Below are 24,606 nucleotides of genomic sequence, written 5' to 3'. Positions count from 1 at the left end.
AAATAATAATGCAAAGAAGAAGTTTTTTTAAAACAGGAGCTACACTACTTGTAGCAGCGGCAGTGGCGCCACAAATGATACTGGCAGAGGATTTCAGAAAAACAAAACCAAAAGCTTGGACTGTAAAAAATGATCAAAAATCAAAAGAACCTTCTATGAAAGGTACAGATGAAGCTATCAAGCAACTTTTTGGCACGAATGAAGCAACAGAAGGCAAGATAAGCCTAAAAGCTCCGGACATTGCCGAGAATGGTGCAGTGATACCTATATCTTTTAAAACTAAGCTGCCTGCCACTCAAATAGCAGTATTTCAAAGCTCTAATCCTGAAGCAACAGTTGCTGTTTTTGATGTACATAAAAACTCTATTCCTAACTATTCTATAAGAATAAAAATGCAAAAAACAGGATATGTAACAGTTGTTGCCAAAGCTGATGGTAAACTATACAAAACTAAAAAATTAGTCAAAGTTACAATCGGTGGCTGTGGCGGTTGATACGCTCAAATCCACATTTAGAACATATTAAAATAAAATAGAAAAGGAAAAGGAAAAAAAGAATGAAAAAAATAAGAATAAAAGCAAAAGAAAAAAATGGAATCGTAACTGTAAAAGCCATGATGAAGCACCCTATGCTTAGTTATGATCAAGCCAAGAAAAAACACAAGAAAGCAAACTTTATAACATATATAGTTGCAAAAGTAAACGGTGAAACAGTATATGAGGTAAGCACAAGTCAGTTTTTATCAAAAAATCCTTATATAAAGTTCCAATTCAAAGGAGCTAAAAAGGATGACAAGATAGAGATAACCGCAAAAGACTTGAGTGGAGACAGTGTTACAACCACAGCTAAAATAAGATAACTGTTTTAGTTAAACAATGAAGGAGAAATTATGATAAAGACAACGATAAAAGCTTTGAGTCTTTCAGCATTTTTAGCAATTGCACTGAGTGCATCCAGCTTTAATGCTCAAGCTGAAAAAGATAGAATGGCTTTAAGAGATTATATGACGAAAAAGTTCTCAAATCCTTTGGCAAACAGAGCAAAGTTTTTCCCATATGCAACAACTGATGAGTTAAAAAATATTTTAAATCCGGTTACAAATATAAATGACTTCAGACTTGGCGCATATGCATACAACAAGACTGGAAAAGAACAGCATGACGATATGATGGAAATGGCTCCTTTCTTGGATGATATTGATGCGGGAGAAGAAATATATAACTCCAATGCGGCTATAAAAAAATGCTTTCCTGATCCTGCTATAGCAGGAAATTATCCTATGTTTGATGATGCCAAAGGTAAAGTCGTAAGTTTAACAGGTGCTATAAACAGTTGTCTTAAAGCTGCGGGTCAAAAACCTTTTAAATGGACAAAAGGTAAAATTACACAGTTAGAAGCATATTTTGCAGACCAATCAAGAGAAGCAGGCAAAAAAGTCAATATAAAAATAAACTCAAAAGCTGCTGCCGAGGCTTATGAAAGAGGCAAGAAAGAGTATTATTCTCAAAGAGGATACTTAAAACTATCTTGTGCAAGTTGCCACGTCCAAGGCTCAGGTCAAAGAGTAAGACTAGAGTATCTTTCACCACTTCTTGGCGCAACAACCCATTTCCCGGTTTACAGAATGAAATGGACAGGTCTTGGAACACTTGAGAGAAGGATAAAAGGCTGTGAGAAAAATCAGGGTGAAAACCCACACAAGCCTGATAGCCAGTGGACAGCTGAAATGTTGTATTTTATGGCATATATGTCAAACGGACTACCTGTTGATGGTCCTGATGTTAGAAGATAAAGGATAGATAATGAAAAAAATATTAAAAATTTCAATAGCCTCGTCTGCAGCACTGCTTTTTTTCGCAGGCTGTGCTACAAGCAATTCACCGGCTCCTATGAGCAATGGTGTAATGAAGCTTGATGTCGCAAAGGTTTGCAATCCGAACACCAACTCTCTTCAATCTTTGATAGATTTGGCGAAAAAATACAATCCTATTGCCGTTAAAGAGCAAGTTGAGTTTAAAAGACTCGGTGTTACAAATAGTGCATATATAAAAGATACTGAAGCTGCTATAAAAGCCGGCAGCAAAGTAACTACTCTTCACTATAAAAAGAAAGGTAAGCCTGCGGTTAAAAAAATGCCTACTTTAAAAGCGGCATGGAGAGCTTGTACATTTGCCATAAGAGCGGTACAAGAGCATGAAGAAGCAGCCAATACTTACAGACTTGCGATTCCTGGTGACGGGTTTAAATACTAAGGATGACAATGAGAAATAATATGGGAAGAAGAGAGTTTATCTATATGATGGCAGTACTTGGTGCTGCCCCTGTATTTGCAAACTCTCATACAAGAATAACTCAAAACAACAATTTAAAAGACTACTATAAATTAAAAAGCTTTGGAAACGCAAGACTCTTGCATATAACCGACTCTCATGCTCAGCTAAAACCTGTATATTTTAGAGAGCCGAGTGTAAATATAGGGCTTTATGGAAACTATGGAAAACCTCCTCATATAGTAGGAAAAGAGTTTTTAAAGTATTATGGTATCAAAAATGACCCAAGACTTGAGTATGCTTTTACCTGCATCAACTTTGCTAAACATGCGGAAGTTATGGGTAAAATGGGTGGTTTTGCAGAGCTTGCCACTGTTGTTAAATTTTTAAGAAATAACTTTGACAAAGATAAAACACTTCTTATGGATGGTGGAGATACTTGGCAGGGAAGTTGGACAGCACTTAAAACAAGAGGTCAAGACATGGTAGGTGCCTGCAATAAACTCGGAGTAGATGTCATGGTAGGTCACTGGGAATTTACATATACTGAAAAAGAGGTTTTGGAAAATATAAAAAAATTCAAAGGTGAATTTATAGCCCAAAATGTACATGTAAAAGAGGATGCTTTGTTTGATGGAGCTCCTGCGTATGATGAAGATAGTGGATTAGCTTTTAAGCCTTACACTATCAAAAAACTTGGCAATGCAAGAGTAGCTGTTATAGGTCAAGCTTTTCCTTATACTGCCATAGCAAATCCTCAGAGATTTATCCCTGATTGGACATTTGGTATAAATGATGAAAGTATGCAAGAGTTTGTTAATCAAATCAAGAAAAAAGAGAAACCAGATGCTATCATAGTCCTGTCACACAATGGATATGATGTTGATAAAAAAATGGCAAGCAGAGTAACCGGCATTGACTTCATAATGGGTGGACACACTCATGATGGTGTTCCTGAAGCTTATCCTGTTAAAAATGCAAAAGGTGTCACTTATGTATGTAACGCAGGAAGTAACGGCAAATTTGTCAGTGTTTTAGATCTTGATATTAAAAATGGAAAAATAGATGATTTTAGATTTACCCTGCTTCCTATTTTCTCTGATTTGGTTGAACCGGACAAAGATATGGCAAAATACATAGATGATGTTAGAAAGCCTTATCTTATAGAGCTTATGAGACCTATTGCGACTACTGATACAACACTTTACAGAAGAGGAAATTTCAACGGAAGCTGGGATCAAATCATTTGTGATGCTCTTAGAGATGTAAAAGGCGCTGATGTTTCACTGAGTCCGGGATTTAGGTGGGGTACAAGCATAATCCCTGGTCAAACTATAACGTTTGACGATCTTTCCACTCAAACGGCTATGACATATCCTGAAACATATCTAAGAGAGATGGATGGAAAAACCATAAAAGCCATACTTGAAGATGTTGCGGACAATCTTTTCAACAAAGATCCATACTATCAACAAGGTGGTGACATGGTAAGAACAGGTGGATTGTCATACAAGATCGATCCAGCCAAGACCATAGGTCACAGGATAAGCGATCTTCACTTAACCAACGGCCAAAAGATAGAAGCCAGCAAAAAATACAAAGTTGCAGGCTGGTCAACGGTTGGTTCCAAATCTCCGGGAGAGCCTGTTTGGGAAACAGTTGAAACTTATCTTAAAAATGTAAAACACATTGACAAAGGTTTTAAAGTAGATACTCCGGATATCATAGGAGTCAAAGGAAACCCAGGCATAACGAACTGTGCTTAAGAAACATTTGACAACTAAGGAAGTAAAGCCTTAGTTGTCAAATTCAAACTCATTTAGATATTCTATATATTTCATCTTTTTATACGCACCGCTCAATATATAAGAAAGTATGGTTTTATACTTATCCGGGTTTCTGTACCCCTCAAATTTTCCTATAACATTTCCTTTTTTATCTAAAAATATCATAGTAGGTGAAAAATATACATCCATCTTATCTTTAAAATCACTCTCACTGCCTACAAAATTTTTATAATGCACTATCCTGTCCCCATCGTTTGATATGTGGACAACAAGAAAATTCTTTTTAGTTTTTTCAGTCAACTCACCGCCGCTAAAATTGTTTTTTATCATCTTAGCACACCACGGGCAATCCTCAAGATCAAAAAAGAGCATAACTGTTTTATGCCCATTGGCAGCTTTTTTAACCAAAGTATTTATATCTGTACTTTTCTTCTCCACCCAAGAGGGAAGTTCCATAGCGTATGATATCTGAAAGGAGAGCATGATAAGGAATATAGTTTTAATCAATTTTCTCATGGCGCTCAATGATGCAATATCTCGCTTAAAAACTGTTTTGCACGATCTGTTTTGGGATGATTGAAAAACGCATGTGGGTCATCTTCTTCGACTATTATGCCGTGATCCATAAATACTATCCTATCACTTACCTCTTTTGCAAAACCCATCTCATGAGTAACACAAACTACTGTATAATTTTCCCTTGCCAATTCTTTCATAACATCCAAGACTTCACCTATCATTTCAGGATCAAGTGCACTTGTCGGCTCATCAAAAAGTATGATTTTAGGCTTCATCGCCAAAGTTCTGGCTATTGCGACCCTTTGTTTTTGTCCACCGCTTAGTTCACTTGGATACTTGTTTGCCTGATGTGGTATCTTTACTCTTTCAAGCAGTTCCATAGCAAACTTTTGGGCTTCCTCTTTAGGTACTTTTCTAACTTTCATAGGTGCTATCATGATATTTTCAATGATGCTAAGATGTGGAAAAAGGTTGAAATGCTGAAACACCATCCCTGCCTCTTCTCTTATTTTGTTTACATTTACTTTTTTTTCATCGAGATTGATACCGTCAACAACGATCTTGCCTTCATCTATATCTTCAAGCTTGTTGATACATCTTATAAGAGTTGATTTTCCACTGCCGCTTGGTCCGCAAATGACTACAACTTCGCCTTTTTTAACCTTAAAATTTATATCTTTCAAGGCTTGAAACGAGCCGTAAAATTTATTGACCCCTTCCATCTCAATCATATAGTCCATAATATCTCCAAATAGATAATTTAGGATAATTGTATTATAATAACAGTTAAAATTATATTAGCCCGAATTTTGTAAAATTCGGGGTCAGGACATTTATTGGAAAACTTGATAAACTTTTTGGAAAACAGCGATATTGAAAATTCTACCATATTTTCTCAACTGAAATGCTCACTTGAAGAAGCCCGTATATTAAAAAACTTGACACACAAGTATATCGAAGGAAATGAAGAGATTACGGTATCATCTCTACTAAAAGAGATCTATACCCCAAAAAGCTATATGCATATCAAAAAGATACATATCATAAAAAATTTACTTGAATCGGGATGGCTTACAAGAAATACTCTGCTAAACCAAAAAAATAAGGATTTATCAAATTTGGAACTTTTACATTCGAGTATATCACTAAGCAGTAACTTTTTAAAACTTCTAGAAAGCAGTGACCCGGAAGTCATCTTACCTACCGAAGAACCGTACGCCGACCATCTTGAATACTTAAAAGACCAATTTACCAGGATAGAGCTATATCAAAAACTATCCAACCTAAGAAACAGTTTCAAAGAAGAATCACCAAATATCGCGGTTCTAAAACAAAATTTGGCACTCTTTGAAGAGAAGATAAATAAAAAGATACTAAAAAGTGAATGTGACTTGACCATAGAAGAGATCGCTTTGGAAAATGAGCTCAACGAAAAAGAAAAAATCATTTTTTTAGCTCTTTTGAAAGAAGAGTACAGCTCCGACATAGAGACTTTAAGGGACATGAATACACTCATAGATCTGATAAGCCAAAATGAGTATGAAAAGATAAAAAACAGAGCTCTTTTGGAAGAAGGCTCAAAACTCATAGAAAACTCTTTGGTCGATTTTGATGAAATGCTAACGGCTTTCGGAGGTGTTACAAGAAGTTTTTATATCTCAGAAGAAGTCATACAAAAGATCATAAGACCGACCAAGGATAAAAAAGCCAAAAGAATCAAGCTAAATACCCTTATAAAAGAGCAGGATATCTTCGAACTGATCGAGCCGAAAACCACACTTGACGATGTAGTTTTACATCCAAAAACGGCAAAGATACTAAACAATCTTTTAAAAAGAATGGATAGAAAAGTCCTCTCAAGACTAAAAGAGTGGGGTATAGTGGACAGGAAAAGAGGGGTTAGCTCAAAGATCATCTTTTATGGACCTCCCGGCACTGGTAAAACCATGACGGCACTTTCTCTTTCAAAATCACTAAAAAAAAGTGTTTTGAACTTCGACTGTTCTAAAATCCTATCCCAATATGTAGGTGAAAGTGAAAAAAATGTAAGAAAGATATTTGATACATACTACGATCTCTCCCACAAGACTAAAAGTTCACCTGTGCTACTTCTAAATGAAGCAGACCAGTTTTTAAGTAGCAGAACAAGCACAAGCCTCCACAGTACCGATAAAATGCACAACCAAATGCAAAATATATTTTTAGAACAGATCGAGAATTTTAACGGTATCTTGATAGCGACTACCAATCTACTAGAAAATATCGATCCTGCATTTTCACGAAGGTTTGACTACAAAATAGAATTTAAAAAGCCTGATTTTTCACAAAGAGTGCTTCTTTTTAGAAATTATCTACCGGAAAATGCCGTTTATGAAGAGAATTTTTCCATAGAAGAGTTGGCAAAATACCCGCTTACCGGTGGTCAGATAAAAGTTATCATAAAAAATACCGCACTCAATGTCGCCGTGAAAGAAGAGCCTATTTTCACAATGAACGAGTTTAAAAATATGATAGACAGAGAGATAAAGGGAACATTCGGCGAAGAAAAATCTATGGGATTTGTTTTGTAGCACTATTTGTTTCTATTTGTAACATTTTTTATGACATACCTTTTTATTTTTTCTTTAATGTTACCATATGTTACAATTATCATATAGTATTTTTCTATAACTATCATTTTTTTATATGAAATAAGATTAATTTTTATTTTTATATAGTATTATTATGCAGTAATTATTTTATATACTTAAGTAAAGGGGTTATATTATGAGTCATATGAATTTTGCCCATCCCTATTTTGGGGCATTTGTTTTCTTGGCTTTAAGTTCTGTTGCATTTTTTGCTACGACAGTTCTAGCAAGATGGGCAAGTAGAAAGCTGGCAAGACTTGATACGGAAAAATTAAAACTAACCATTTACGAATGCGGACCAAAAGTCACGAAACAGCCAAACAGGATATCGGTCCAGTTTTATCTTTTTGCACTTTTGTTTATACTTTTTGATGTGGAGATTATATTTATGTTTCCATGGGCTATCGACTTTAAAGTTCTTGGAATGTTCGGTTTTGTTGAAATGATTTCATTTATACTACTATTGGCGATCGGTTTTGTTTACGCTTGGAAAAAAGGAGCATTAGAATGGCACAGCATAAAGTAAACTATCTTCAAGAAAGCGGTCTTCCCATCGCCTTGACGACAGTTGATAAACTTGTTCAATGGGGAAGAAGTAACTCTTTATGGGCTTTGACCTACGGTCTTGCCTGTTGTGCTATCGAGATGATGGCAAGCGGAGCGAGCAGATATGACTTCGATAGATTCGGTACTATCTTTAGAGCAAGTCCCAGACAAGCCGAGGTAATGATCATAGCCGGAACTCTTACAAAAAAGCATGCTGAATTCACTAGAAGACTATATGATCAAATGGCCGAGCCAAAGTGGGTGATAAGCATGGGAAGCTGCGCCAATACAGGAGGCATGTTCAATACTTACGCAACCGTTCAGGGTGTTGACAGGGTTATACCGGTTGATATATACCTTCCAGGATGCGCTCCAAGACCGGAAACTTTGCAGTATGCCGTTATGATGCTTCAAAAACAGATAAGAAAAGAGAGTGCTTTTCAAAAACAAAAACCTAAAAGGTTGATATGATGAGAGAGTATAAAAACAGAAAAAACGTTCAAAAAAAAGCTTACTACAATGACAGATTTTATGTGGTTCCCAGCATTCCCAAAGAGGATGTAAATTCTGATGAAATTTTCTCGAAAGATTATAAAGAGTTAAAAAAGCATTTCAAGATAAAAGAAGCTTATATACAAAGAGGGCAGCTTGTTCTTATCATCAAACCCGAAGACAACAAGCAGGTTCTTTCGTTTTTAAAAGATGAACTTGATTATACTTTTTTAAGTGAAATGAGTGCAAACGACTATCTTGCCCAAAACGGAGAATTCGAGATATTTTATCAACTCTTATCTATGAAAAAAAGAAAAAGACTCAGAGTTAAATGTCGTATAAAAGAGCAAAGTGCTATTGAAAGCATATATACTATATTTAAAAGTGCAGATTGGGCTGAGAGAGAAATGTTTGATCTTATGGGTGTCAATGTAAACAACCACTACAACCTAAAAAGACTTATCATGCCTGATGACTGGCATGGACATCCGCTTAGAAAAACTTATCCTCTACAGGGCGACGAAGCGGCATCATGGTATGAAGTGGATAAAATTTTTGGTAAAGAATACAGAGATATCATAGGACCTGAGCAGAGAGATCCTGCAAAAGTTGACAGAAAAGATACCAAAAACTTTGTAAGAATTTATCATGAAGTACCATATGGTGCCAAACCAAGTGAAGAGAGAACTACCCAGGACTACCAAGAAGAAGATGGGGTATTTTTTATAGATGAATTCAAAAAAGATAAATCCAAAGTTTTAAATACAAGAAGGTAAACCATGCAACAGGCAAATAGACTAAAACCGTTTTTCGAGAACTTGAACTTTGATAGAGTTGACAACACAATGGTTGTCAATTTTGGACCTCAACACCCTTCAGCTCACGGTCAGTTAAGACTTATACTGGAGCTTGACGGAGAGCAGGTCAAAAAAGCCATCCCCGACATCGGATACCTTCATAGAGGCATGGAAAAGATGGCTGAAAACATGATATACAATGAATTTTTGCCGACAACAGACAGGATGGATTATATAGCCGCAACTTCCAACAATTATGGTTATGCTTTGGCAGTTGAAAGGCTCATAGGTCTTGAAGTCCCAAGGCGTGCAAAAGTCATAAGAACGATGCTTCTTGAATTAAACAGGATCATTTCACATCTTTTCTGGCTGGCAACTCATGCACTTGATGTGGGCGCTATGACGGTATTTCTATACTGTTTTAGAGAAAGAGAGTTCGCTATGGATTTGATGGAGGATTATTGTGGAGCAAGACTTACACACTCTTCTGTAAGAATCGGTGGTGTTCCTCTTGATTTGCCAAATGGGTGGCTTGATAAATTAAGTGTCTATCTTAGCCAAATGCATAAAAATATAGCTGATTATGAAGGCCTTTTGGATCAAAACAGGATTTGGAAAATGAGGCTTGAGAATGTTGGAGTGATTTCCAAAGAAGATGCCATAAGCTGGGGATGCTCCGGTATCGTTCTAAGAGGAAGTGGCGTTCAGTGGGATATCAGAAAAGAAGAACCTTATGAACTTTATGATGAATTGGATTTTGATGTTCCATACAGTGATAGATGTGATAGTTACGGAAGATACAAACTTTATATGGAAGAGATGAGGCAAAGCGTTAGAATACTTAGGCAGTTGGTTGATATGTATAGTGATACCGAGCCGGAAGTCATGGCTCATGCTCCACAGTATATATCAGCTCCAAAAGAGCAGATCATGACTCAAAACTACTCTTTAATGCAACATTTCGTTCTGGTTACTCAGGGCATGAGGCCTCCAAAAGGAGAAGTATACGCAGCAACCGAATCTCCAAAAGGAGAGCTTGGATTTTATATAAACTCTGCGGGTGATCCTTATCCATATAGACTAAAAGTAAGAGCTCCAAGTTTTTGGCATACCAGCATACTTCAAGAGTTATTGGTAGGTCACTATATAGCTGATGTTACAGCAATCATAGGAAATCTCAATATCGTCTTCGGCGAGATTGATAGATAAAGGAGATTTATAAATGAAACGATATGATTTAAGACCTTTAAAAGATAATTTTTATGATAGAATGATTGAACTTATAGAAACAGACTTAAAACCTGAAGAAGTAGGTATATTTCTTTTTGAAATAGGTGATTTTTCTCCTGTGCAAAAGAGTGCCGACATCGTAAAAGAAAACGGTCATGAACTTATGAATTCACTCAAGTTCAATGAAGCAGACTGGACTATCGTGGTCAAAAGGAAAGCGGCTTGAAAAGTTTAGTTTATTTCTCCACCTGGCAAAGAGAAATCATAGACAACCGCAACAAACCAAAAGATGAGTGGCAAAGATCATCTTTTTATTTTCCTGAATTTCACAGAGTGGATAATGATACAAAAGCTTTTATAGGCTGGGATGGACTTGTGCTTTTCAAGGAAGATGTGGATGTTGTAAAACTGGCTATGAAATATGCCGCACAATATCAAGTATACAGCGAAGCATGCGGCAGATGTGCCCCGGGACGATGGGGCGGTAGAATCCTTTATGACTTGCTGGATAAAATCGCAAGAGGCGAAGGCGAGATGAGTGATTTGGAGCACTTAAGAGAAGTCAGCTCCACCATGCAAAATACCAGCAAATGTGAAATAGGAAAGACTGTACCTACTCCGATTTTGGACATCATGACATATTTTGAAGATGTTTTTTTGGATTTGATTAACAACAAAAAGCCATCTTGCGAATATCACCAAGATGATATCAATTATGTAGCCGATGTAACCGCGCCTTGTACTGATATGTGTCCCAGTCATGTAGATATACCAGGTTATATCGAGGGAGTTAGGGATATTAGATTTGTCGATTCTTTGAAAGCTACCAAACAAACCATGCCTTTGGCTCACACTTGTGGCAGAGTTTGTCCTCATCCTTGCGAAGATGCCTGCAGAAGAGCAAATCTTGACGAACCTATTGCAATCATGGAGCTTAAAAGGATAGGTGCTGATTACGAGAGTGATCATGGACTTGATTTTGTATATCCGACCAAAAAAGCAAAGCCTATAGGTAAAAAAGTTGCCATCATAGGCGCAGGACCTGCAGGACTTACCGGAGCGTACTATCTCGCCCTTGGCGGCGTAGAGTGTGATGTATATGAAGAGCTTCCTGTTCTTGGAGGTGAAGTAGCCGTAGGAGTTCCAGAGTATAGAATGCCATATGAGAGATACCACAAAGATATAGAAGCCGTAAAAGCTCTTGGGGTAAATTTTATACTAAACACAAAAGTAACCGTCGAAATGATAAAACAGTTTGAGCAAGATTATGATGCTATTTTAATTGCAACCGGCACAAGAATATCAAAAAAGATAAGAGCAAAAAATGAAAGACCCGAGATAAAGGGGTACTGGCCTGCTATAAAATTTTTGGATCAAATCAACCTAAATGTAAAATGGGGCATAGGAGAAGAAGTTGATCTTAGTGGCAAAACCGTAGTTTGTGTAGGTGGTGGCTTTACTTCTATGGATGTTGTAAGATGTGCCATAAGAGCAAATGCCAAAAAGGTTATCCTCCTTTACAGAAGAGATGAAAAAACCATCATAAACAATACAAGCTATGAAGAGTATCATGAAGCCATAGAAGAAGGAGTAGAGTTTAAATTTTACTCTGCGGTCGAAGAGATCATAACGGATGAAGATGATAATCTTCAAAAATTAAAGATAAACAAATTTGAACTGGTACCCGATCCAAACGGAGGCAGACCAAGCCTAAATCACATAGAAGGTGAAGACTACTTTATAGAATGTGATTATCTCATACCTGCCGTTTCACAAGATGCCAATATGGACTTTGTTCCAAAAGAATGGGATTTGTCACTAACAAGTTGGAATACATTTAAAACTTTTAACAATACCTATATGACAAATAAAAAAGGTATCTTTGCCGCAGGTGACTGCGAATATGGTCCAATGACCATAGTAAATGCCGTCGGTCAGGCAAAAAGAGCCGCTTCGGTTATGCTTAGATATTTAAAAACCGGTGAAGTAAAGTTGAGCGATAAAGAGATCATGGAAGATCACTTGAGAAAACTGAGAGTTTACAATAAAAATGAAAAAATTACAGGTTGGATGCCGGGAGTTAAAAGAGAAGTCAGCCAAAAACTCGATGTTGACATAAGAAAACATTCCCAAAAAGAGGTAAATTTTGGCTTAACGACACAAGAAGCTATAAATGAAGCCGAGAGATGTATGAGATGCTACTACATAGCTATGGTAGCAGTAGAAAACAAAGAGCTATCCGGGGGTGAAGCATGATACATATCACCATTGACGGAGTAAAGCTTGAAGCGAAACAGGGTGAAACGATTTTGCAAGTTGCCAGAAGAAACGGCATATATATACCGACTATGTGTTATCTTAGCAAAACAAATCCCATAGCAAGCTGTAGAATGTGCTCAGTTGAAGTGGAGGGAGTTGAAGGTTTTATACTTAGCTGCCAGGAAAAAGCGGTTGATGGGATAGTTGTACACACAAATTCGCCAGAACTTTTCACTCATAGACAAAATATCATGAAACTTTATGATGTCAATCATCCGCTTGAGTGTGGAGTATGTGATAAAAGTGGTGAATGTGAACTTCAAAACAAAACTTTGGAGTTTGGTGTCAGCTCACAAGAATTCAGTGCAAAAGAGCAAAAAAGAAAAGGTAAAAAGTGGAAAATACTTGGATATGATCCATATCTTTGCATACTTTGTGAAAGATGTGTAACTGTTTGTAATGAGATAGTAGGAACTCAAGCTCTTTACATCAGACCAAACGGATACAATTCAACTATAGATAATGATATGGGTAAGTGCATACAGTGCGGGGAATGCATAAGTGTTTGCCCGGTAGGTGCTATGATATCAAATGAGTTCAAATACAAAGCTAATGCCTGGGAAAACACAAAGATACCTGCAAGTTGCTCACACTGTAGTAGTGGATGCTTTTTATATTACGATGTAAGACACAAGAGTATAGATGAACCTGAAAAGATCATTACAAGAGTTGTAAATGAACAAGAGTTTGCATCGCTTTGCGGTGCAGGTAGATTTGGATTTGATTTTGCCAACACAAGTGTTAAAAAAGATAAAAGCTCTTTTGATAAAGCGATAGAGGCTTTTAAAAAAGCTGATACTATAAAATTTAGTGGGATTATAACCAATGAAGAAGCTCTCATCCTTCAAAAACTAAAAGAGAAATTTGGATACAGACTCATCAGTCACGGCAACAAAGAGTATCAGAAATTTTTAGAAGATTTTTCAGGCGACAGTGGTCATAAGCTCTACAGTGGAGATTTAAAAAGTATCTCATCAAGTGATCTTATCATATCCATAGGCACAAAACTATCGACTGATAACCCAATGGTAAGATTTCATGTTAGTGAAGCTTTAAAAAGAAAAGGTGCCAAAGTCATAGATATGCACCCGATAGAAGACTTTGTTTTAAAAGATATCATAAGTAATTCTATAAGATATGAAGTTGGAAGTGAAGAGGGAGTTTTATCGATTTTGGCAAAGGCTCTGTTAGATGGTAAAAATATCCCAAATGAGCTTAAAGAGTATTTTGATGAATTGGATGAAGGATATATATGCGCCGAAACGAATGTCGGTGAAGAAGAGATAGAATCCATCGCAAAATCAGCTGATGTCTTAGATAAAAAAACTCTCATCCTCGGCGAAGACCTCTACACTCATAAAAGAGCAAAAAATATAGCACTTTTAGCTGGGCTTCTTGAGAAATATGGTGATTTTGAAGTAGTTATCATCCCTCCTCAAACAAACTCTTTGGGTGTTAGTTTGATATGTGATTTGGATGACAAAGAGGGAGAATACAGCATAGGATACAATGTAAAAGGTGATTTTACTTTAAGTGCCTTAGGTGATGGGGATCTTGATATGCCGGCATTAAATCAGCAAGAGGGAACATTTGTTAACATTGATAAAAGAGTAGTTCCTACAAATGCGGCTGTTGCTTATGGCGGTTATATCCTAAACGATATAGCCAATGAATTGGGACTAAAAAAAGAGTATACGATAGAGTATACAAAAGAGTTGCCTGCATCAAAAGGTTTTAAAGAAGTTGATTTTGATGATTTGCCAAACTATTTTGACAATGCAGGCAATGAACACAGAGGTTATATGCTCAACAATAAACCAAGAAGAACAAAGTTAAGAGTCCCTGAAGAGATCGATGAGATAGAGAGTTTTGACGGGGTTGTGGTTTACAGGTGTGAGCCGGTTCACCAATTCAACGAATTTACCGCTCTTTGCAAACCCCTTGAAGAAAAACAGTTTTTACAGGGCTCATCTCAATTCTCCGTAGCAGCCAAAGTAAAAGGCGGAAGTGAAGTAGAGCTTGACTTGGGTGGCGTAAAAATAAAAAGAAAATTCAAATCAAATAAAAACTTTAAAGGAACCGTAGGTGAAGTTTCACTGTTTGATTCGATATTGCACAATGACGAACTGCTCTCAAAGTATAGATACTTTAGGGTAAAAATAAGTAGCGATGGAAGTGAACAATGAGTGACATAACAGTAAATATCAACGGCAAAGAGTGTCAAGCCAAAGAGGGTGAATTTCTTTTGAATATCGCTAGAAGAAACGGGATATATATACCCGCTCTTTGCTACTTAAGTGAGTGTTCTCCTACACTTGCATGCAGGCTTTGTCTTGTCGAAGCAGATGGCAAAAGAGTCTACTCCTGCAACGCAAAAGCCAAAGATGGCATGGAAGTTATCACGGACAATGATGAAATAGCCAAAGAGAGACGTGCTATCATGGAAGTGTATGACATAAACCATCCTTTACAGTGTGGTGTTTGTGACCAAAGCGGAGAGTGTGAACTTCAAAACAATACATTGTACATGCAGGTTGACTCCCAAAGCTATGCCATAGCTGACTGCGATAGAAGCCCTAAAAAATGGGGCTTGATAAATTATGATCCATCTTTATGTATAGTTTGTGAAAGATGTGTAACTGTTTGTAAAGATATGATAGGTGACAGTGCATTAAAAACTGTAAAAAGAGGCGGGGATGCACTTGATAAAGGATACAAAGAGAGTATGCCAAAAGATGCGTACGCTATGTGGAACAAACTGCAAAAATCTCTTATAGGTACAGTCAGTGGTGAAGAGTTGGATTGTACATTTTGCGGAGAGTGTATCAGCGTATGCCCTGTGGGCGCACTTGTAAGCAGTGACTTCAAATACAATTCAAACGCCTGGGAGCTTGAAAGAATACCGGCATCTAATCCTCACAGCAGTGACTGTGCACAAATATTTTATGAAGTAAGACACGAAAGCATTGACAAACCTGAGAAAAAAATCTTTCGTGTAACCAATGAGTTTCACTATCAAAAGATAAACGGTGCAGCAAGATTTGGCTTTGATTTTGCCAACCTTGAAGTTAAAAAAGATAAAGAGGCTTTTAACAAGGCACTTGAAGCCTTTAAAAAAGCCGACACTATAAAATTTGACTCTTTTATAACAAACGAAGAAGCTTTGATTCTTCAAAAATTAAAGGAAAAATTGGGTTATAAACTTATAAACCCTCAAGCAAAGGCGTATAAAGAGTTTTTGGATGAATTTTCCAAAGAGAGTGGTCATACACTTTATCAAGGAGATTTGAAAAAGATAAAATCAAGTAATTTTGTCATAAGTGTCGGAAGTGCTATAAAAACAGACTCACCAAATGTGGGCTTTGCTTTCAATAATGCTCTAACCATGAACAAAGGAGCCGGTATTTACTTTCATCCTGTAGGAGACCCTGTCGTTCAAGGATATGCAAAAAATATCATGCAAATTGAAAACAAAATAGGCAGCGAGGAAGCTATACTATATCTTCTGCTAGACCTTTTTGGGAACAAAGAAGAATTGCCAAAAGAAACGGTTGATATCTTAAACAGTTTTAAAACGATCGAAAAAATTATTGAGAAAAAAACGATTATCAAAAAAGAAACGGTAAATGACGAAGAGATAGAAACCAAAGAAGAGATAGAAGAAGAGGCTGAGATCGTAAAAAACAAACTTTATGACATCATAGGCTTACCTGATGATTTTAATACAAAGTTAGATAAATTTCTTGCAAAAAAAGATAAATTCTCTCTCATCCTCGGCGAAGACCTCTACACTCATAAAAGAGCAAAAAATATAGCACTTTTAGCTGGGCTTCTTGAGAAATATGGTGATTTTGAAGTAGTTATCATCCCTCCTCAAACAAACTCTTTGGGTGTTAGTTTGATATGTGATTTGGATGACAAAGAGGGAGAATACAGCATAGGATACAATGTAAAAGGTGATTTTACTTTAAGTGCCTTAGGTGATGGGGATCTTGATATGCCGGCATTAAATCAGCAAGAGGGAACATTTGTTAACATTGATAAAAGAGTAGTTCCTACAAATGCGGCTGTTGCTTATGGCGGTTATATCCTAAACGATATAGCCAATGAATTGGGACTAAAAAAAGAGTATACGATAGAGTATACAAAAGAGTTGCCTGCATCAAAAGGTTTTAAAGAAGTTGATTTTGATGATTTGCCAAACTATTTTGACAATGCAGGCAATGAACACAGAGGTTATATGCTCAACAATAAACCAAGAAGAACAAAGTTAAGAGTCCCTGAAGAGATCGATGAGATAGAGAGTTTTGACGGGGTTGTGGTTTACAGGTGTGAGCCGGTTTTGCAATTTAGTAGATTTACAAACAAAGCAAAACAGCTAAAGAGTGAAGGTGCGCTATTTGCTTCCAAAGAATTTATGGATAAATTCAATTTAAATGAAAATGATGAAGTTGAAATTACAAATGAAAATGTAAGTTTGATGACAAAAATCAAACTTGACAATAAAATTACAGGTAACATTCCATATCTTCCGACATTTGATGAAAAGTTGGATGTCAGTGGGATTTTTAAAGGCGGGTACAGATATGCAAAAGTCAATCTTAAAAAGGTGTAAGAGATGAGTGATACAGGATATATTATAGAAACTCTTGTTAAGATCATTGTCATCCTGACAATTTTCTCGGCAGGTGCGGGTTTTACCACTTATGTAGAAAGAAAAATTCTTGCCTTTATGCAAAGAAGATTGGGGCCGACTCATGTCGGACCATATGGAGTTTTACAAATCATAGCCGATGGTATAAAACTTTTTACAAAAGAGGATATAATCCCCCAAAATGTTGTAAGACCTATATTCATAATAGCTCCGGTTATTTCGGCAACTGCGGCTTTTACAGCACTTTCGGCACTTCCCATACTACCGGAGTTTACCATATTTGGCTATACGGTTCACCCGATAGTATCGGATATCGATGTAGGTATTTTATTTATTATAGGTGTTATGGGCGTTGGAATGTACGGACCACTCTTGGCCGGTATGAGTTCATCTAACAAATGGGGGCTTATAGGAGCGGCTAGGACTGTTATACAACTTCTTTCATTTGAAGTAGTTACAGGGCTTTCTGCGCTTGCGCCTTTGATGCTTGTCGGCTCACTTTCGCTTATAGATATAAACAATTACCAAGCAGGCGGTTTTACAGATTGGCTTATATGGAAACAACCTGTAGCATTTGTTCTGTTTTTGATAAGTGGTTATGCCGAAACAAATAGAACTCCTTTTGATTTGATGGAGCATGAAGCTGAAATCGTCTCAGGCTATGCAACGGAGTACAGTGGAATGAGATGGGGTCTTTTCTTCATCGGCGAATATGCCAATATGTTTACCATATCGTTTTTAGTTTCCATACTATTCTTAGGAGGTTTCAACCCTTGGGGCTTTATCCCGGGAGCAATTGCGATACTGCTTAAGATATCATTTTTCATATTTGCTTTTCTTTGGGTAAGAGCCGCCTGGCCACATATAAGACCGGATCAGTTGATGTGGTTTTGCTGGAAAGTGCTTATGCCAATAGCACTGCTAAATATACTTATAACCGGTTTTGTACTGGTATAGAGGAGGATTCATGCTAGAAGAGTTTAAAAACAGAAGTGTAAAAGAGGGTTATAAGTACTTAGACATCGAAGTTCCCGCACACAAGCCGTGGGATAAGTTCAAGCAGGTTTGTAGAAGAACTTTCAAAGGTGAGCTTTTTGTAGGACTTTGGATAGTTTTAAGAGAGATGATAAAGTTCAATATCCACACCGTAAAGTATCCATTGGAAAAACTTCCTATATCTCCAAGATACAGAGCGGTACACAGGCTCCAAAGACTTTTGGAGAGTGGAGAGAACCGATGTATAGGCTGTGGACTTTGCGAAAAGATATGTATAGCAAACTGTATAAGGATAGATACAAAGATTGACAAAAACAGCAGGAAAGAAGTACTTGATTATACTATCAATTTTGGAAGATGTATATATTGCGGATATTGTGCTGAAGTTTGTCCTGAGCTTGCTATAGTACATGGAGAAAATTATGAAGTGGCAAGTGAACAAAGAGCAGAGTTTGCACAGAAGGAGGATCTATTGACCCCATTAGAGATATTTAAAGCCGGAAAACAAAAAGAGTTTCCGGGATTTGGTGCACCTAGTAAAGATGCTGATAAATTTATCAAAAAAACACCATTGGCTTATTAAGGATGCAACATGTATGAAATTATAGCATTTTATCTGTTTTCGTTTTTAACGATAACACTGTTTAGTATAGTAGTATTTAGTAAAAATGCCCTTTACTCCATGACGGCACTTGCAGGAGGTATGATCTTTATATCAGGTTTTTTCTTTTTGCTTGACGCTGATTTTTTAGGGGTTGTCCAAATCATAGTATATAGTGGGGCTGTAATGGCTGTATATGCTTTTGGTATGATCTTCATAGACACGACAAAAGATGTCAAAGAGAGGATAAAAGCAAAAAGAATGATTTACTCTTTTTCCATAGCTATTGCGATATTGCTTGTTGTCATAGTCTCTTCACCTATAGTATCCAAAAATATCATTATATCTTCACCGATGATAGATGGAGTAGGAAACTCTAAAATGGTCGGGTATGTTCTCTTTACCAAATATCTCGTACCGTTTGAACTGACTGCCGTGATGCTTCTTGTTGCCATGGTGGCCGGAATCGTACTGGTCAGTAAGAAGATGGATATAAGCCTGAGTTTGAAACAGGATTTTGAAGCAAAAAGTGAATTTGAAGAGGGGGTGACAAAATGATAACCTTAACACACTATCTGGTAGTCAGTTCTATACTTTTTGCGATAGGATTGGTCGGAATCGTAAGAAGAAAAAATTTATTGATGCTTTTTTTCTCAACAGAGATACTGTTAAATGCGGTAAATATAGGCTTTGCGGCTTTTTCAAAAGCATTTCACGATATGACGGGTCAAATGTTCGCATTTTTTATCATCGCGGTAGCCGCAAGTGAAGTAGCAGTCGGGCTTGGACTGTTGGTTCTCTGGTATAAAAGAAAGTCTACTGTTGATCTTGACAGTATGCAAAGCATGAAGGGTTAAAAATGGAAAAATATATCTATATAACACTGTTTGCTCCTCTTGTAGGCTCACTCTTTGCGGCACTTTTTGGAGATAAAGAGAAAAAAACCATTACCGGTATTTTTGCATCTTTTATGCTTTTGGTATCGGCTTTTAGTGCGATTTATCTTTTGACACAAGTTGATAGCGAACATACTTATCATGTAAAACTTATGGATTGGATAAGTGCCGGAGGGCTAAATGTACCTTTTGGCTTTGTAGTAGATCAAGTGTCCGTTATCATGATGGTAACCGTTACATTCGTTTCAGCCATGATACATATCTACTCTATAGGTTATATGGACCATGACAAATCATTCAACAGATTTTTTGTATATCTTTCACTGTTTGTATTTTCCATGCTTATACTTGTAATGAGCGATAATTTCTTGGGACTTTTTATAGGATGGGAAGGTGTCGGACTTTGCTCATGGCTTCTTATAGGATTTTGGTATCATAAGGATAGTGCATCTTGGGCTGCAAATGAGGCTTTTATCATGAACAGAGTGGCAGACCTTGGTATGCTTATCGGTATCTTTTTGATATATTGGAATTTTGGAAGCTTGGAGTATGATGTGGTATTTGCCAAAGCAAGTTCACTTAGCATTGGTACTTTAACTCTCATAGGAATATTTCTTTTCATCGGTGCTATGGGTAAATCAGCCCAGTTTCCGTTTCATACCTGGTTAGCTGATGCGATGGAGGGTCCAACTCCCGTTTCAGCTCTTATCCATGCCGCTACAATGGTAACGGCAGGTGTATTTTTAGTCATTAGAGCCAATCAAGTATTTTCTCTGATCCCTGAAGTTGGACTTTTTATAGCAAGCCTTGGTGCATTTGTAGCCGTATTTGCGGCTTCTATGGCACTGGTTCACAATGATCTTAAAAAGATCATCGCCTATTCAACCCTCTCTCAGCTTGGATACATGTTCGTTGCAGGTGGACTTGGAGCATACTGGGTGGCACTATTTCACTTGATGACTCACGCGTTTTTCAAATCTGTGCTCTTTTTGGGTGCGGGAAATGTCATGCACGCGATGGATGATGAACTAAATATCAAAAAAATGGGTGGACTAGGTGACAAAATGAAATGGACAATGATCATCATGACCATAGCTTCACTGGCACTTTCAGGCATTTACCCTTTTGCAGGATTTTTCAGTAAAGATAAGATTTTAGAAGTTGCCTTTAGTGAACACACTTATATACTTTGGGCAATGCTTTGGATAGGTGCGGGTATGACCGCATTTTACAGCTTTAGACTTATAATGCTTGTCTTCTTTGGCAAAGAGAGATACAAAAGATACGGCTTTCATCCACATGAAGCAGGAGCTTTGATGCTTTGGGCTATGGCTCCTTTGGCTCTTTTTGCAACTTTTGGAGGCTTTAGCGAACATGGATTTTATGAGTTCGTTACAGAACTTTTACCAAAATTCGAACCGGAGATAGAACCTCACTTTATGAGTTATATACTGATGGTCATAACTTTAGGTATCGCCATAAGCGGCATACTGTATGCCATTTACAAATACTCCACAGGAGGCTTCAGTAAAGAAGTCGAAGAGTATCCGATATACAAACTTTTGGCAAATCAGTACTATATACCTGCATTTTATGATAAATGCATAGTCAAGCCATATATTGCGATATCCGCATTTTTATGGCAAAAGATCGATGTTGCGATAGTAGATATGACAGTCGATGCTATCGCTAGAGTGCTTTATAAGAGTGGAGATAAAGCAAGAGTTATGCAAAGCGGTAATTTATCCAATATGCTAAGACTGATGGTCTTTGGTCTGTTGGTGCTATTACTTTTAGCAGTTATATTTTATCCGGCTAAGTAAAGGAGCGGTTGATGGATCATTTATTATCATTAATTATATTTTTTCCTCTATTTGCAGGGGTTTTGGGCTTTATCTTAAGCAAAGACAGTATAAAAGCTTACGGTATATCCATAGCAACTGTAGAATTTTTACTCTCTCTTGCTTTATGGTTTAACTACAATACCGCCGGCAACAACTTTCAATTTGTAGAGTATTTTCCACTTATCAGTACATATGGCATAAATTATCATATCGGTATAGACGGCATATCTCTGTTTTTGATCATACTCAGTACATTCATGACCATGATATCGATGATAGCTCTGAATATTGAAAAAGATATAAAAAACCTTATCATAACTTTGCTAGTTCTTGAGATGACAATGGTAGGAGTTTTCAGTGCTCTTGATGTCATAGTATTTTATCTTTTCTGGGAATTATCTCTTGTTCCTATGCTTTATATCATAGGTGCATGGGGTGGTAAACTTAGAGTTTATGCAGCAGTCAAGTTTTTCTTGTATACATTTGCCGGTTCTCTTATCATGCTTATTGGTATATTGTATCTTGCGAATTACTTCCACAGCGTTACGGGCATTTGGACATTTTCCATAACCGATTGGCAGCTTTTAGTCATTCCGGTACATTTACAGATCATGCTTTTCATAGCATTTTTCATAGGATTTGCCATCAAAGTTCCTATGTTTCCGTTTCATACATGGCTACCGTACGCTCACGGTCAAGCACCAACAATAGGTTCAATTATACTAGCAGCCGTTTTACTTAAGATGGGAACATACGGTTTTGTCAGATTTTCCTTGCCACTCTTTCCAGATGCCTCAGTTTACTTTACACCTTTTATAGCTACTTTGGCTCTTATCATGATCATATATACCGCCATGGTAGCCTTTGCACAAAAGGATATGAAACAGGTAATCGCTTACAGTTCTATTTCTCATATGGGTGTTATTATACTTGGTACATTTGCACTAAATGCCGAAGGTATAACCGGTTCTGTATTTTTTATGCTAAGTCACGGTATAGTCAGTGGGGCTTTGTTTATGTTAGTTGGAGTTATATATGATAGAAGACATACAAAACTCATGAGTGAATTTGGCGGACTTGCTTCATATATGCCAAAATATGCGACTATATTTGGTATTATCTTGATGTCATCGGTCGGACTTCCTCTTACTATGGGTTTTGTGGGAGAATTTTTATCACTTGTGGGATTTTACAAAGTTTCTCCTGTTATGACCGCTCTTGGCGGTACCGGCATCATACTGGGTGCCATATATATGCTAAACCTCTTTAGAGAGTCATTTTTCGGTAAATCAAAAAGTAAAGAGAATGAAAAATTAAAAGATTTGAACAAAAAGGAGTTGATGGCACTAGTTCCATTGGTGCTGGTTGTCATATGGTTAGGTGTATATCCAAAACCCGTACTTACTCCTATAGATAACAGTGTCAAAAAAATGTTAAATCTCATGGAGCTAAAAGCTCAAACTCCACAGGCTAAAGAGAGACTCTCTTTGGCTAAAACAGCTAAGGAGGCAAAATAATGTTACAAACTATAACTATCAGCCTATCATCACTTCATCTTAGCACCCTCATGCCTATGATCATAGTCATACTGGGAGGACTGGGCATACTATGTATAGATTTGATCAATAAAAATTTATCAAAAAGCCTTTATGTAATGCTCAGTATCTTAGTGCTTGTCATAGACCTTGGGGTCGTCATAGGATACAGCGGACCTGTTAGAGGTATGTTTGACATGATTCTCTCCGATGGTATCGCAACACTAGGACAAATCATCATACTTGTTGCCTCCATGCTTTTTATACCTTTGGCACTAACTTCAAAAAGATTTCATGAGTATTCCCACCCTGAATTTTTCGCACTCTTTTTGTTTATGACAGCAGGTTTTCAATTTATGGTGGCAACGGATAACCTTATGCTTATCTTCATAGGGCTTGAGACTGCGAGTTTGTCACTTTATACCATCATCGCGCTTCATAACCTTGAAAAATCATTCGAAGCCGCTATCAAATACTTCACTATGGGGGCATTGGCTGCCGGATTTTTCGTATTTGCGGCTATGCTTATATATGGAGTTACAGGAAGCGTAGAACTTCACAATATTGCAAAAGTAGTGGCTTCAGGCTCTATTGTCAGTCAACTTGGACTTCTTGGAGCGATCGCTTTTATGTTCGCGGCACTTGGCTTCAAACTCTCTTTTATACCTTTTCATACTTGGGTTCCCGATGTTTATGAGGGAGCTAGCGCGGCAACTGCCGGATATATATCTATAGTTCCTAAAATCGCCGGTCTTATCGTAGCTTTAAGATTTTTTGATATATTCATAACTGCCGGGAATGAATGGGTATACAATGTATTGTATGTTATCATCATAGTCACCATGACATTTGCAAATATCATGGCATTGGTACAAGAGAGCGTCAAAAGGATGTTGGCATACAGCTCCATAAGTCATGCGGGGTTTGTTATGACAGCCGTACTTGTCGATACTACTGCAGCCCACAATGCACTTTTTCTATACTGGATAATGTTTACTTTTACAAATCTTGGTGCTTTTGCAATGCTTTGGATAAGCAGGTATAAAAAGAGTGAATTTACAGCCAAATATGACCACCCTTATCAAAAATTTGCCGGTATGGTTACTATAAAACCGGTTGCGGCCACCATAATGGCTATATTTATGCTTTCACTTGCCGGTGTTCCACCGTTTGCGTTGTTTTGGGGAAAACTTTATCTTTTGGGAGCTATCATAAACAGCGGCAATACTTTTTTAGCGATACTCATGGTTCTAAACAGTGCCATTGCGGCATACTACTATCTTAAACTGGTAGTATTTATGTTTTTAAAAGAGCCTGATCCAAAAGCAAATATAGCATATATGAAAAATGCATCTACCGCACTTAAAACCATAGTCGGTTTTTCAGCGGCAGTTACTATACTTGCCATATTTACCGTAGAGCCTTTCTTGGAAATGATAAGTTCTTATGTAGTTGCCAGCGGATTTTAAAAAATTACCTATGGATTTTTT

The 24,606-nt window shown here is 37.2% G+C and carries 23 protein-coding genes; 21 read left to right on the top strand and 2 right to left on the bottom strand.

The features are described from left to right. Nucleotides 1-8: 8 nt before the first annotated feature. The 5 genes from soxY (at nucleotide 9) to soxB (ending at nucleotide 4,036) form a co-directional block, all read left to right on the top strand. A complete protein-coding gene (soxY, locus tag ACZ47B_RS09320; RefSeq protein ID WP_464894266.1) occupies nucleotides 9-494 on the top strand; it encodes a thiosulfate oxidation carrier protein SoxY in 486 nt (161 codons plus the stop codon). 62 nt (nucleotides 495-556) lie between these two features. Beyond that, nucleotides 557-859: a thiosulfate oxidation carrier complex protein SoxZ gene (soxZ, locus tag ACZ47B_RS09315; protein ID WP_464894265.1), complete on the top strand. Its 303-nt coding sequence runs from the start codon at nucleotides 557-559 to the stop codon at nucleotides 857-859. Nucleotides 860-889: 30 nt separating this feature from the next. Further along, entirely contained in the window at nucleotides 890-1,792 is a 903-nt protein-coding gene (gene soxA / locus ACZ47B_RS09310) for a sulfur oxidation c-type cytochrome SoxA (protein WP_464894264.1), read from the top strand. Between the two features lie 10 nt (nucleotides 1,793-1,802). Next, nucleotides 1,803-2,252 (top strand): hypothetical protein, encoded by a 450-nt coding sequence (locus ACZ47B_RS09305; RefSeq protein ID WP_464894263.1) that lies wholly within the window; start codon nucleotides 1,803-1,805, stop codon nucleotides 2,250-2,252. Between the two features lie 8 nt (nucleotides 2,253-2,260). Further along, nucleotides 2,261-4,036, top strand: coding sequence for a thiosulfohydrolase SoxB (gene soxB / locus ACZ47B_RS09300; RefSeq protein WP_464894262.1), 1,776 nt, complete (start codon nucleotides 2,261-2,263; stop codon nucleotides 4,034-4,036). A 30-nt stretch (nucleotides 4,037-4,066) separates the two neighbouring features. On the opposite strand, the gene ACZ47B_RS09295 is transcribed toward soxB, so the two are convergent. Together ACZ47B_RS09295 and ACZ47B_RS09290 are read right to left on the bottom strand one after the other, a co-directional pair. Further along, the gene (locus tag ACZ47B_RS09295) at nucleotides 4,067-4,573 is read right to left on the bottom strand and encodes a thioredoxin family protein (protein ID WP_464894261.1); all 507 of its coding nucleotides are present in this window, start codon (nucleotides 4,571-4,573) and stop codon (nucleotides 4,067-4,069) included. A gap of 5 nt (nucleotides 4,574-4,578) precedes the next feature. Next, nucleotides 4,579-5,316, bottom strand: a complete 738-nt coding sequence (locus ACZ47B_RS09290) for an amino acid ABC transporter ATP-binding protein (RefSeq protein ID WP_464894260.1) — start codon at nucleotides 5,314-5,316, stop codon at nucleotides 4,579-4,581. 96 nt (nucleotides 5,317-5,412) lie between these two features. On the opposite strand from ACZ47B_RS09290, the gene ACZ47B_RS09285 reads away from it, so the two are divergent. The 16 genes from ACZ47B_RS09285 (at nucleotide 5,413) to nuoN (ending at nucleotide 24,585) form a co-directional block, all read left to right on the top strand. Continuing rightward, entirely contained in the window at nucleotides 5,413-7,146 is a 1,734-nt protein-coding gene (locus ACZ47B_RS09285; RefSeq protein ID WP_464894259.1) for an ATP-binding protein, read from the top strand. Nucleotides 7,147-7,342: 196 nt separating this feature from the next. Then, entirely contained in the window at nucleotides 7,343-7,732 is a 390-nt protein-coding gene (locus tag ACZ47B_RS09280) for an NAD(P)H-quinone oxidoreductase subunit 3 (protein ID WP_464894258.1), read from the top strand. Further along, nucleotides 7,714-8,223, top strand: a complete 510-nt coding sequence (locus ACZ47B_RS09275; protein WP_464894257.1) for a NuoB/complex I 20 kDa subunit family protein — start codon at nucleotides 7,714-7,716, stop codon at nucleotides 8,221-8,223. The genes ACZ47B_RS09280 and ACZ47B_RS09275 overlap by 19 nt, the downstream gene beginning before the upstream one ends. Continuing rightward, entirely contained in the window at nucleotides 8,223-9,020 is a 798-nt protein-coding gene (locus tag ACZ47B_RS09270) for an NADH-quinone oxidoreductase subunit C (protein WP_464894256.1), read from the top strand. The genes ACZ47B_RS09275 and ACZ47B_RS09270 overlap by 1 nt, the downstream gene beginning before the upstream one ends. A 3-nt stretch (nucleotides 9,021-9,023) precedes the next feature. Then, a complete protein-coding gene (gene nuoD, locus ACZ47B_RS09265; protein WP_464894255.1) occupies nucleotides 9,024-10,250 on the top strand; it encodes an NADH dehydrogenase (quinone) subunit D in 1,227 nt (408 codons plus the stop codon). A gap of 13 nt (nucleotides 10,251-10,263) precedes the next feature. Next, nucleotides 10,264-10,497, top strand: a complete 234-nt coding sequence (locus ACZ47B_RS09260; RefSeq protein WP_464894254.1) for an NADH-ubiquinone oxidoreductase subunit E family protein — start codon at nucleotides 10,264-10,266, stop codon at nucleotides 10,495-10,497. Further along, nucleotides 10,494-12,527 carry an FAD-dependent oxidoreductase gene (locus ACZ47B_RS09255; RefSeq protein WP_464894253.1) on the top strand — a complete coding sequence of 678 codons (2,034 nt, stop codon included), beginning with the start codon at nucleotides 10,494-10,496 and terminating at the stop codon, nucleotides 12,525-12,527. The genes ACZ47B_RS09260 and ACZ47B_RS09255 overlap by 4 nt, the downstream gene beginning before the upstream one ends. Beyond that, nucleotides 12,524-14,776, top strand: coding sequence for a 2Fe-2S iron-sulfur cluster-binding protein (locus tag ACZ47B_RS09250; RefSeq protein ID WP_464894252.1), 2,253 nt, complete (start codon nucleotides 12,524-12,526; stop codon nucleotides 14,774-14,776). The genes ACZ47B_RS09255 and ACZ47B_RS09250 overlap by 4 nt, the downstream gene beginning before the upstream one ends. Further along, nucleotides 14,773-17,205, top strand: coding sequence for an NADH-quinone oxidoreductase subunit G (locus ACZ47B_RS09245; protein ID WP_464894251.1), 2,433 nt, complete (start codon nucleotides 14,773-14,775; stop codon nucleotides 17,203-17,205). The genes ACZ47B_RS09250 and ACZ47B_RS09245 overlap by 4 nt, the downstream gene beginning before the upstream one ends. A gap of 3 nt (nucleotides 17,206-17,208) precedes the next feature. Further along, nucleotides 17,209-18,201 (top strand): NADH-quinone oxidoreductase subunit NuoH, encoded by a 993-nt coding sequence (gene nuoH / locus ACZ47B_RS09240; protein WP_464894250.1) that lies wholly within the window; start codon nucleotides 17,209-17,211, stop codon nucleotides 18,199-18,201. 10 nt (nucleotides 18,202-18,211) lie between these two features. After that, on the top strand, nucleotides 18,212-18,823 hold the full coding sequence (nuoI, locus tag ACZ47B_RS09235; protein ID WP_464894249.1) for an NADH-quinone oxidoreductase subunit NuoI: 612 nt from the start codon (nucleotides 18,212-18,214) through the stop codon (nucleotides 18,821-18,823). A gap of 9 nt (nucleotides 18,824-18,832) precedes the next feature. Next, complete coding sequence (locus ACZ47B_RS09230; protein ID WP_464894248.1) at nucleotides 18,833-19,399, top strand: NADH-quinone oxidoreductase subunit J; 567 nt, start codon at nucleotides 18,833-18,835, stop codon at nucleotides 19,397-19,399. Beyond that, nucleotides 19,396-19,698 carry an NADH-quinone oxidoreductase subunit NuoK gene (nuoK, locus tag ACZ47B_RS09225; protein WP_464894247.1) on the top strand — a complete coding sequence of 101 codons (303 nt, stop codon included), beginning with the start codon at nucleotides 19,396-19,398 and terminating at the stop codon, nucleotides 19,696-19,698. Before ACZ47B_RS09230 ends, nuoK begins: the two co-directional genes overlap by 4 nt. 2 nt (nucleotides 19,699-19,700) lie before the next feature. Further along, nucleotides 19,701-21,560, top strand: a complete 1,860-nt coding sequence (gene nuoL / locus ACZ47B_RS09220) for an NADH-quinone oxidoreductase subunit L (protein ID WP_464894246.1) — start codon at nucleotides 19,701-19,703, stop codon at nucleotides 21,558-21,560. Between the two features lie 11 nt (nucleotides 21,561-21,571). Then, nucleotides 21,572-23,098, top strand: a complete 1,527-nt coding sequence (locus tag ACZ47B_RS09215; RefSeq protein ID WP_464894245.1) for an NADH-quinone oxidoreductase subunit M — start codon at nucleotides 21,572-21,574, stop codon at nucleotides 23,096-23,098. Further along, nucleotides 23,098-24,585, top strand: coding sequence for an NADH-quinone oxidoreductase subunit NuoN (gene nuoN / locus ACZ47B_RS09210; protein WP_464894244.1), 1,488 nt, complete (start codon nucleotides 23,098-23,100; stop codon nucleotides 24,583-24,585). Before ACZ47B_RS09215 ends, nuoN begins: the two co-directional genes overlap by 1 nt. The last annotated feature ends 21 nt before the right edge of the window (nucleotides 24,586-24,606 follow it).

The organism is Thiofractor thiocamini (genome assembly GCF_055384375.1).
This window is presented reverse-complemented; position numbering and strand designations above follow the sequence as displayed.

Coding starts and splice junctions, on each gene's coding strand:
- soxY (WP_464894266.1), top strand. CDS start 9: ATGCAAAGAAGAAGTTTTTTTAAAACAGGAGCTACACTACTTGTAGCA.
- soxZ (WP_464894265.1), top strand. CDS start 557: ATGAAAAAAATAAGAATAAAAGCAAAAGAAAAAAATGGAATCGTAACT.
- soxA (WP_464894264.1), top strand. CDS start 890: ATGATAAAGACAACGATAAAAGCTTTGAGTCTTTCAGCATTTTTAGCA.
- ACZ47B_RS09305 (WP_464894263.1), top strand. CDS start 1,803: ATGAAAAAAATATTAAAAATTTCAATAGCCTCGTCTGCAGCACTGCTT.
- soxB (WP_464894262.1), top strand. CDS start 2,261: ATGAGAAATAATATGGGAAGAAGAGAGTTTATCTATATGATGGCAGTA.
- ACZ47B_RS09295 (WP_464894261.1), bottom strand. CDS start 4,573: ATGAGAAAATTGATTAAAACTATATTCCTTATCATGCTCTCCTTTCAG.
- ACZ47B_RS09290 (WP_464894260.1), bottom strand. CDS start 5,316: ATGGACTATATGATTGAGATGGAAGGGGTCAATAAATTTTACGGCTCG.
- ACZ47B_RS09280 (WP_464894258.1), top strand. CDS start 7,343: ATGAGTCATATGAATTTTGCCCATCCCTATTTTGGGGCATTTGTTTTC.
- ACZ47B_RS09275 (WP_464894257.1), top strand. CDS start 7,714: ATGGCACAGCATAAAGTAAACTATCTTCAAGAAAGCGGTCTTCCCATC.
- ACZ47B_RS09270 (WP_464894256.1), top strand. CDS start 8,223: ATGAGAGAGTATAAAAACAGAAAAAACGTTCAAAAAAAAGCTTACTAC.
- nuoD (WP_464894255.1), top strand. CDS start 9,024: ATGCAACAGGCAAATAGACTAAAACCGTTTTTCGAGAACTTGAACTTT.
- ACZ47B_RS09260 (WP_464894254.1), top strand. CDS start 10,264: ATGAAACGATATGATTTAAGACCTTTAAAAGATAATTTTTATGATAGA.
- ACZ47B_RS09250 (WP_464894252.1), top strand. CDS start 12,524: ATGATACATATCACCATTGACGGAGTAAAGCTTGAAGCGAAACAGGGT.
- ACZ47B_RS09245 (WP_464894251.1), top strand. CDS start 14,773: ATGAGTGACATAACAGTAAATATCAACGGCAAAGAGTGTCAAGCCAAA.
- nuoH (WP_464894250.1), top strand. CDS start 17,209: ATGAGTGATACAGGATATATTATAGAAACTCTTGTTAAGATCATTGTC.
- nuoI (WP_464894249.1), top strand. CDS start 18,212: ATGCTAGAAGAGTTTAAAAACAGAAGTGTAAAAGAGGGTTATAAGTAC.
- ACZ47B_RS09230 (WP_464894248.1), top strand. CDS start 18,833: ATGTATGAAATTATAGCATTTTATCTGTTTTCGTTTTTAACGATAACA.
- nuoK (WP_464894247.1), top strand. CDS start 19,396: ATGATAACCTTAACACACTATCTGGTAGTCAGTTCTATACTTTTTGCG.
- nuoL (WP_464894246.1), top strand. CDS start 19,701: ATGGAAAAATATATCTATATAACACTGTTTGCTCCTCTTGTAGGCTCA.
- ACZ47B_RS09215 (WP_464894245.1), top strand. CDS start 21,572: ATGGATCATTTATTATCATTAATTATATTTTTTCCTCTATTTGCAGGG.
- nuoN (WP_464894244.1), top strand. CDS start 23,098: ATGTTACAAACTATAACTATCAGCCTATCATCACTTCATCTTAGCACC.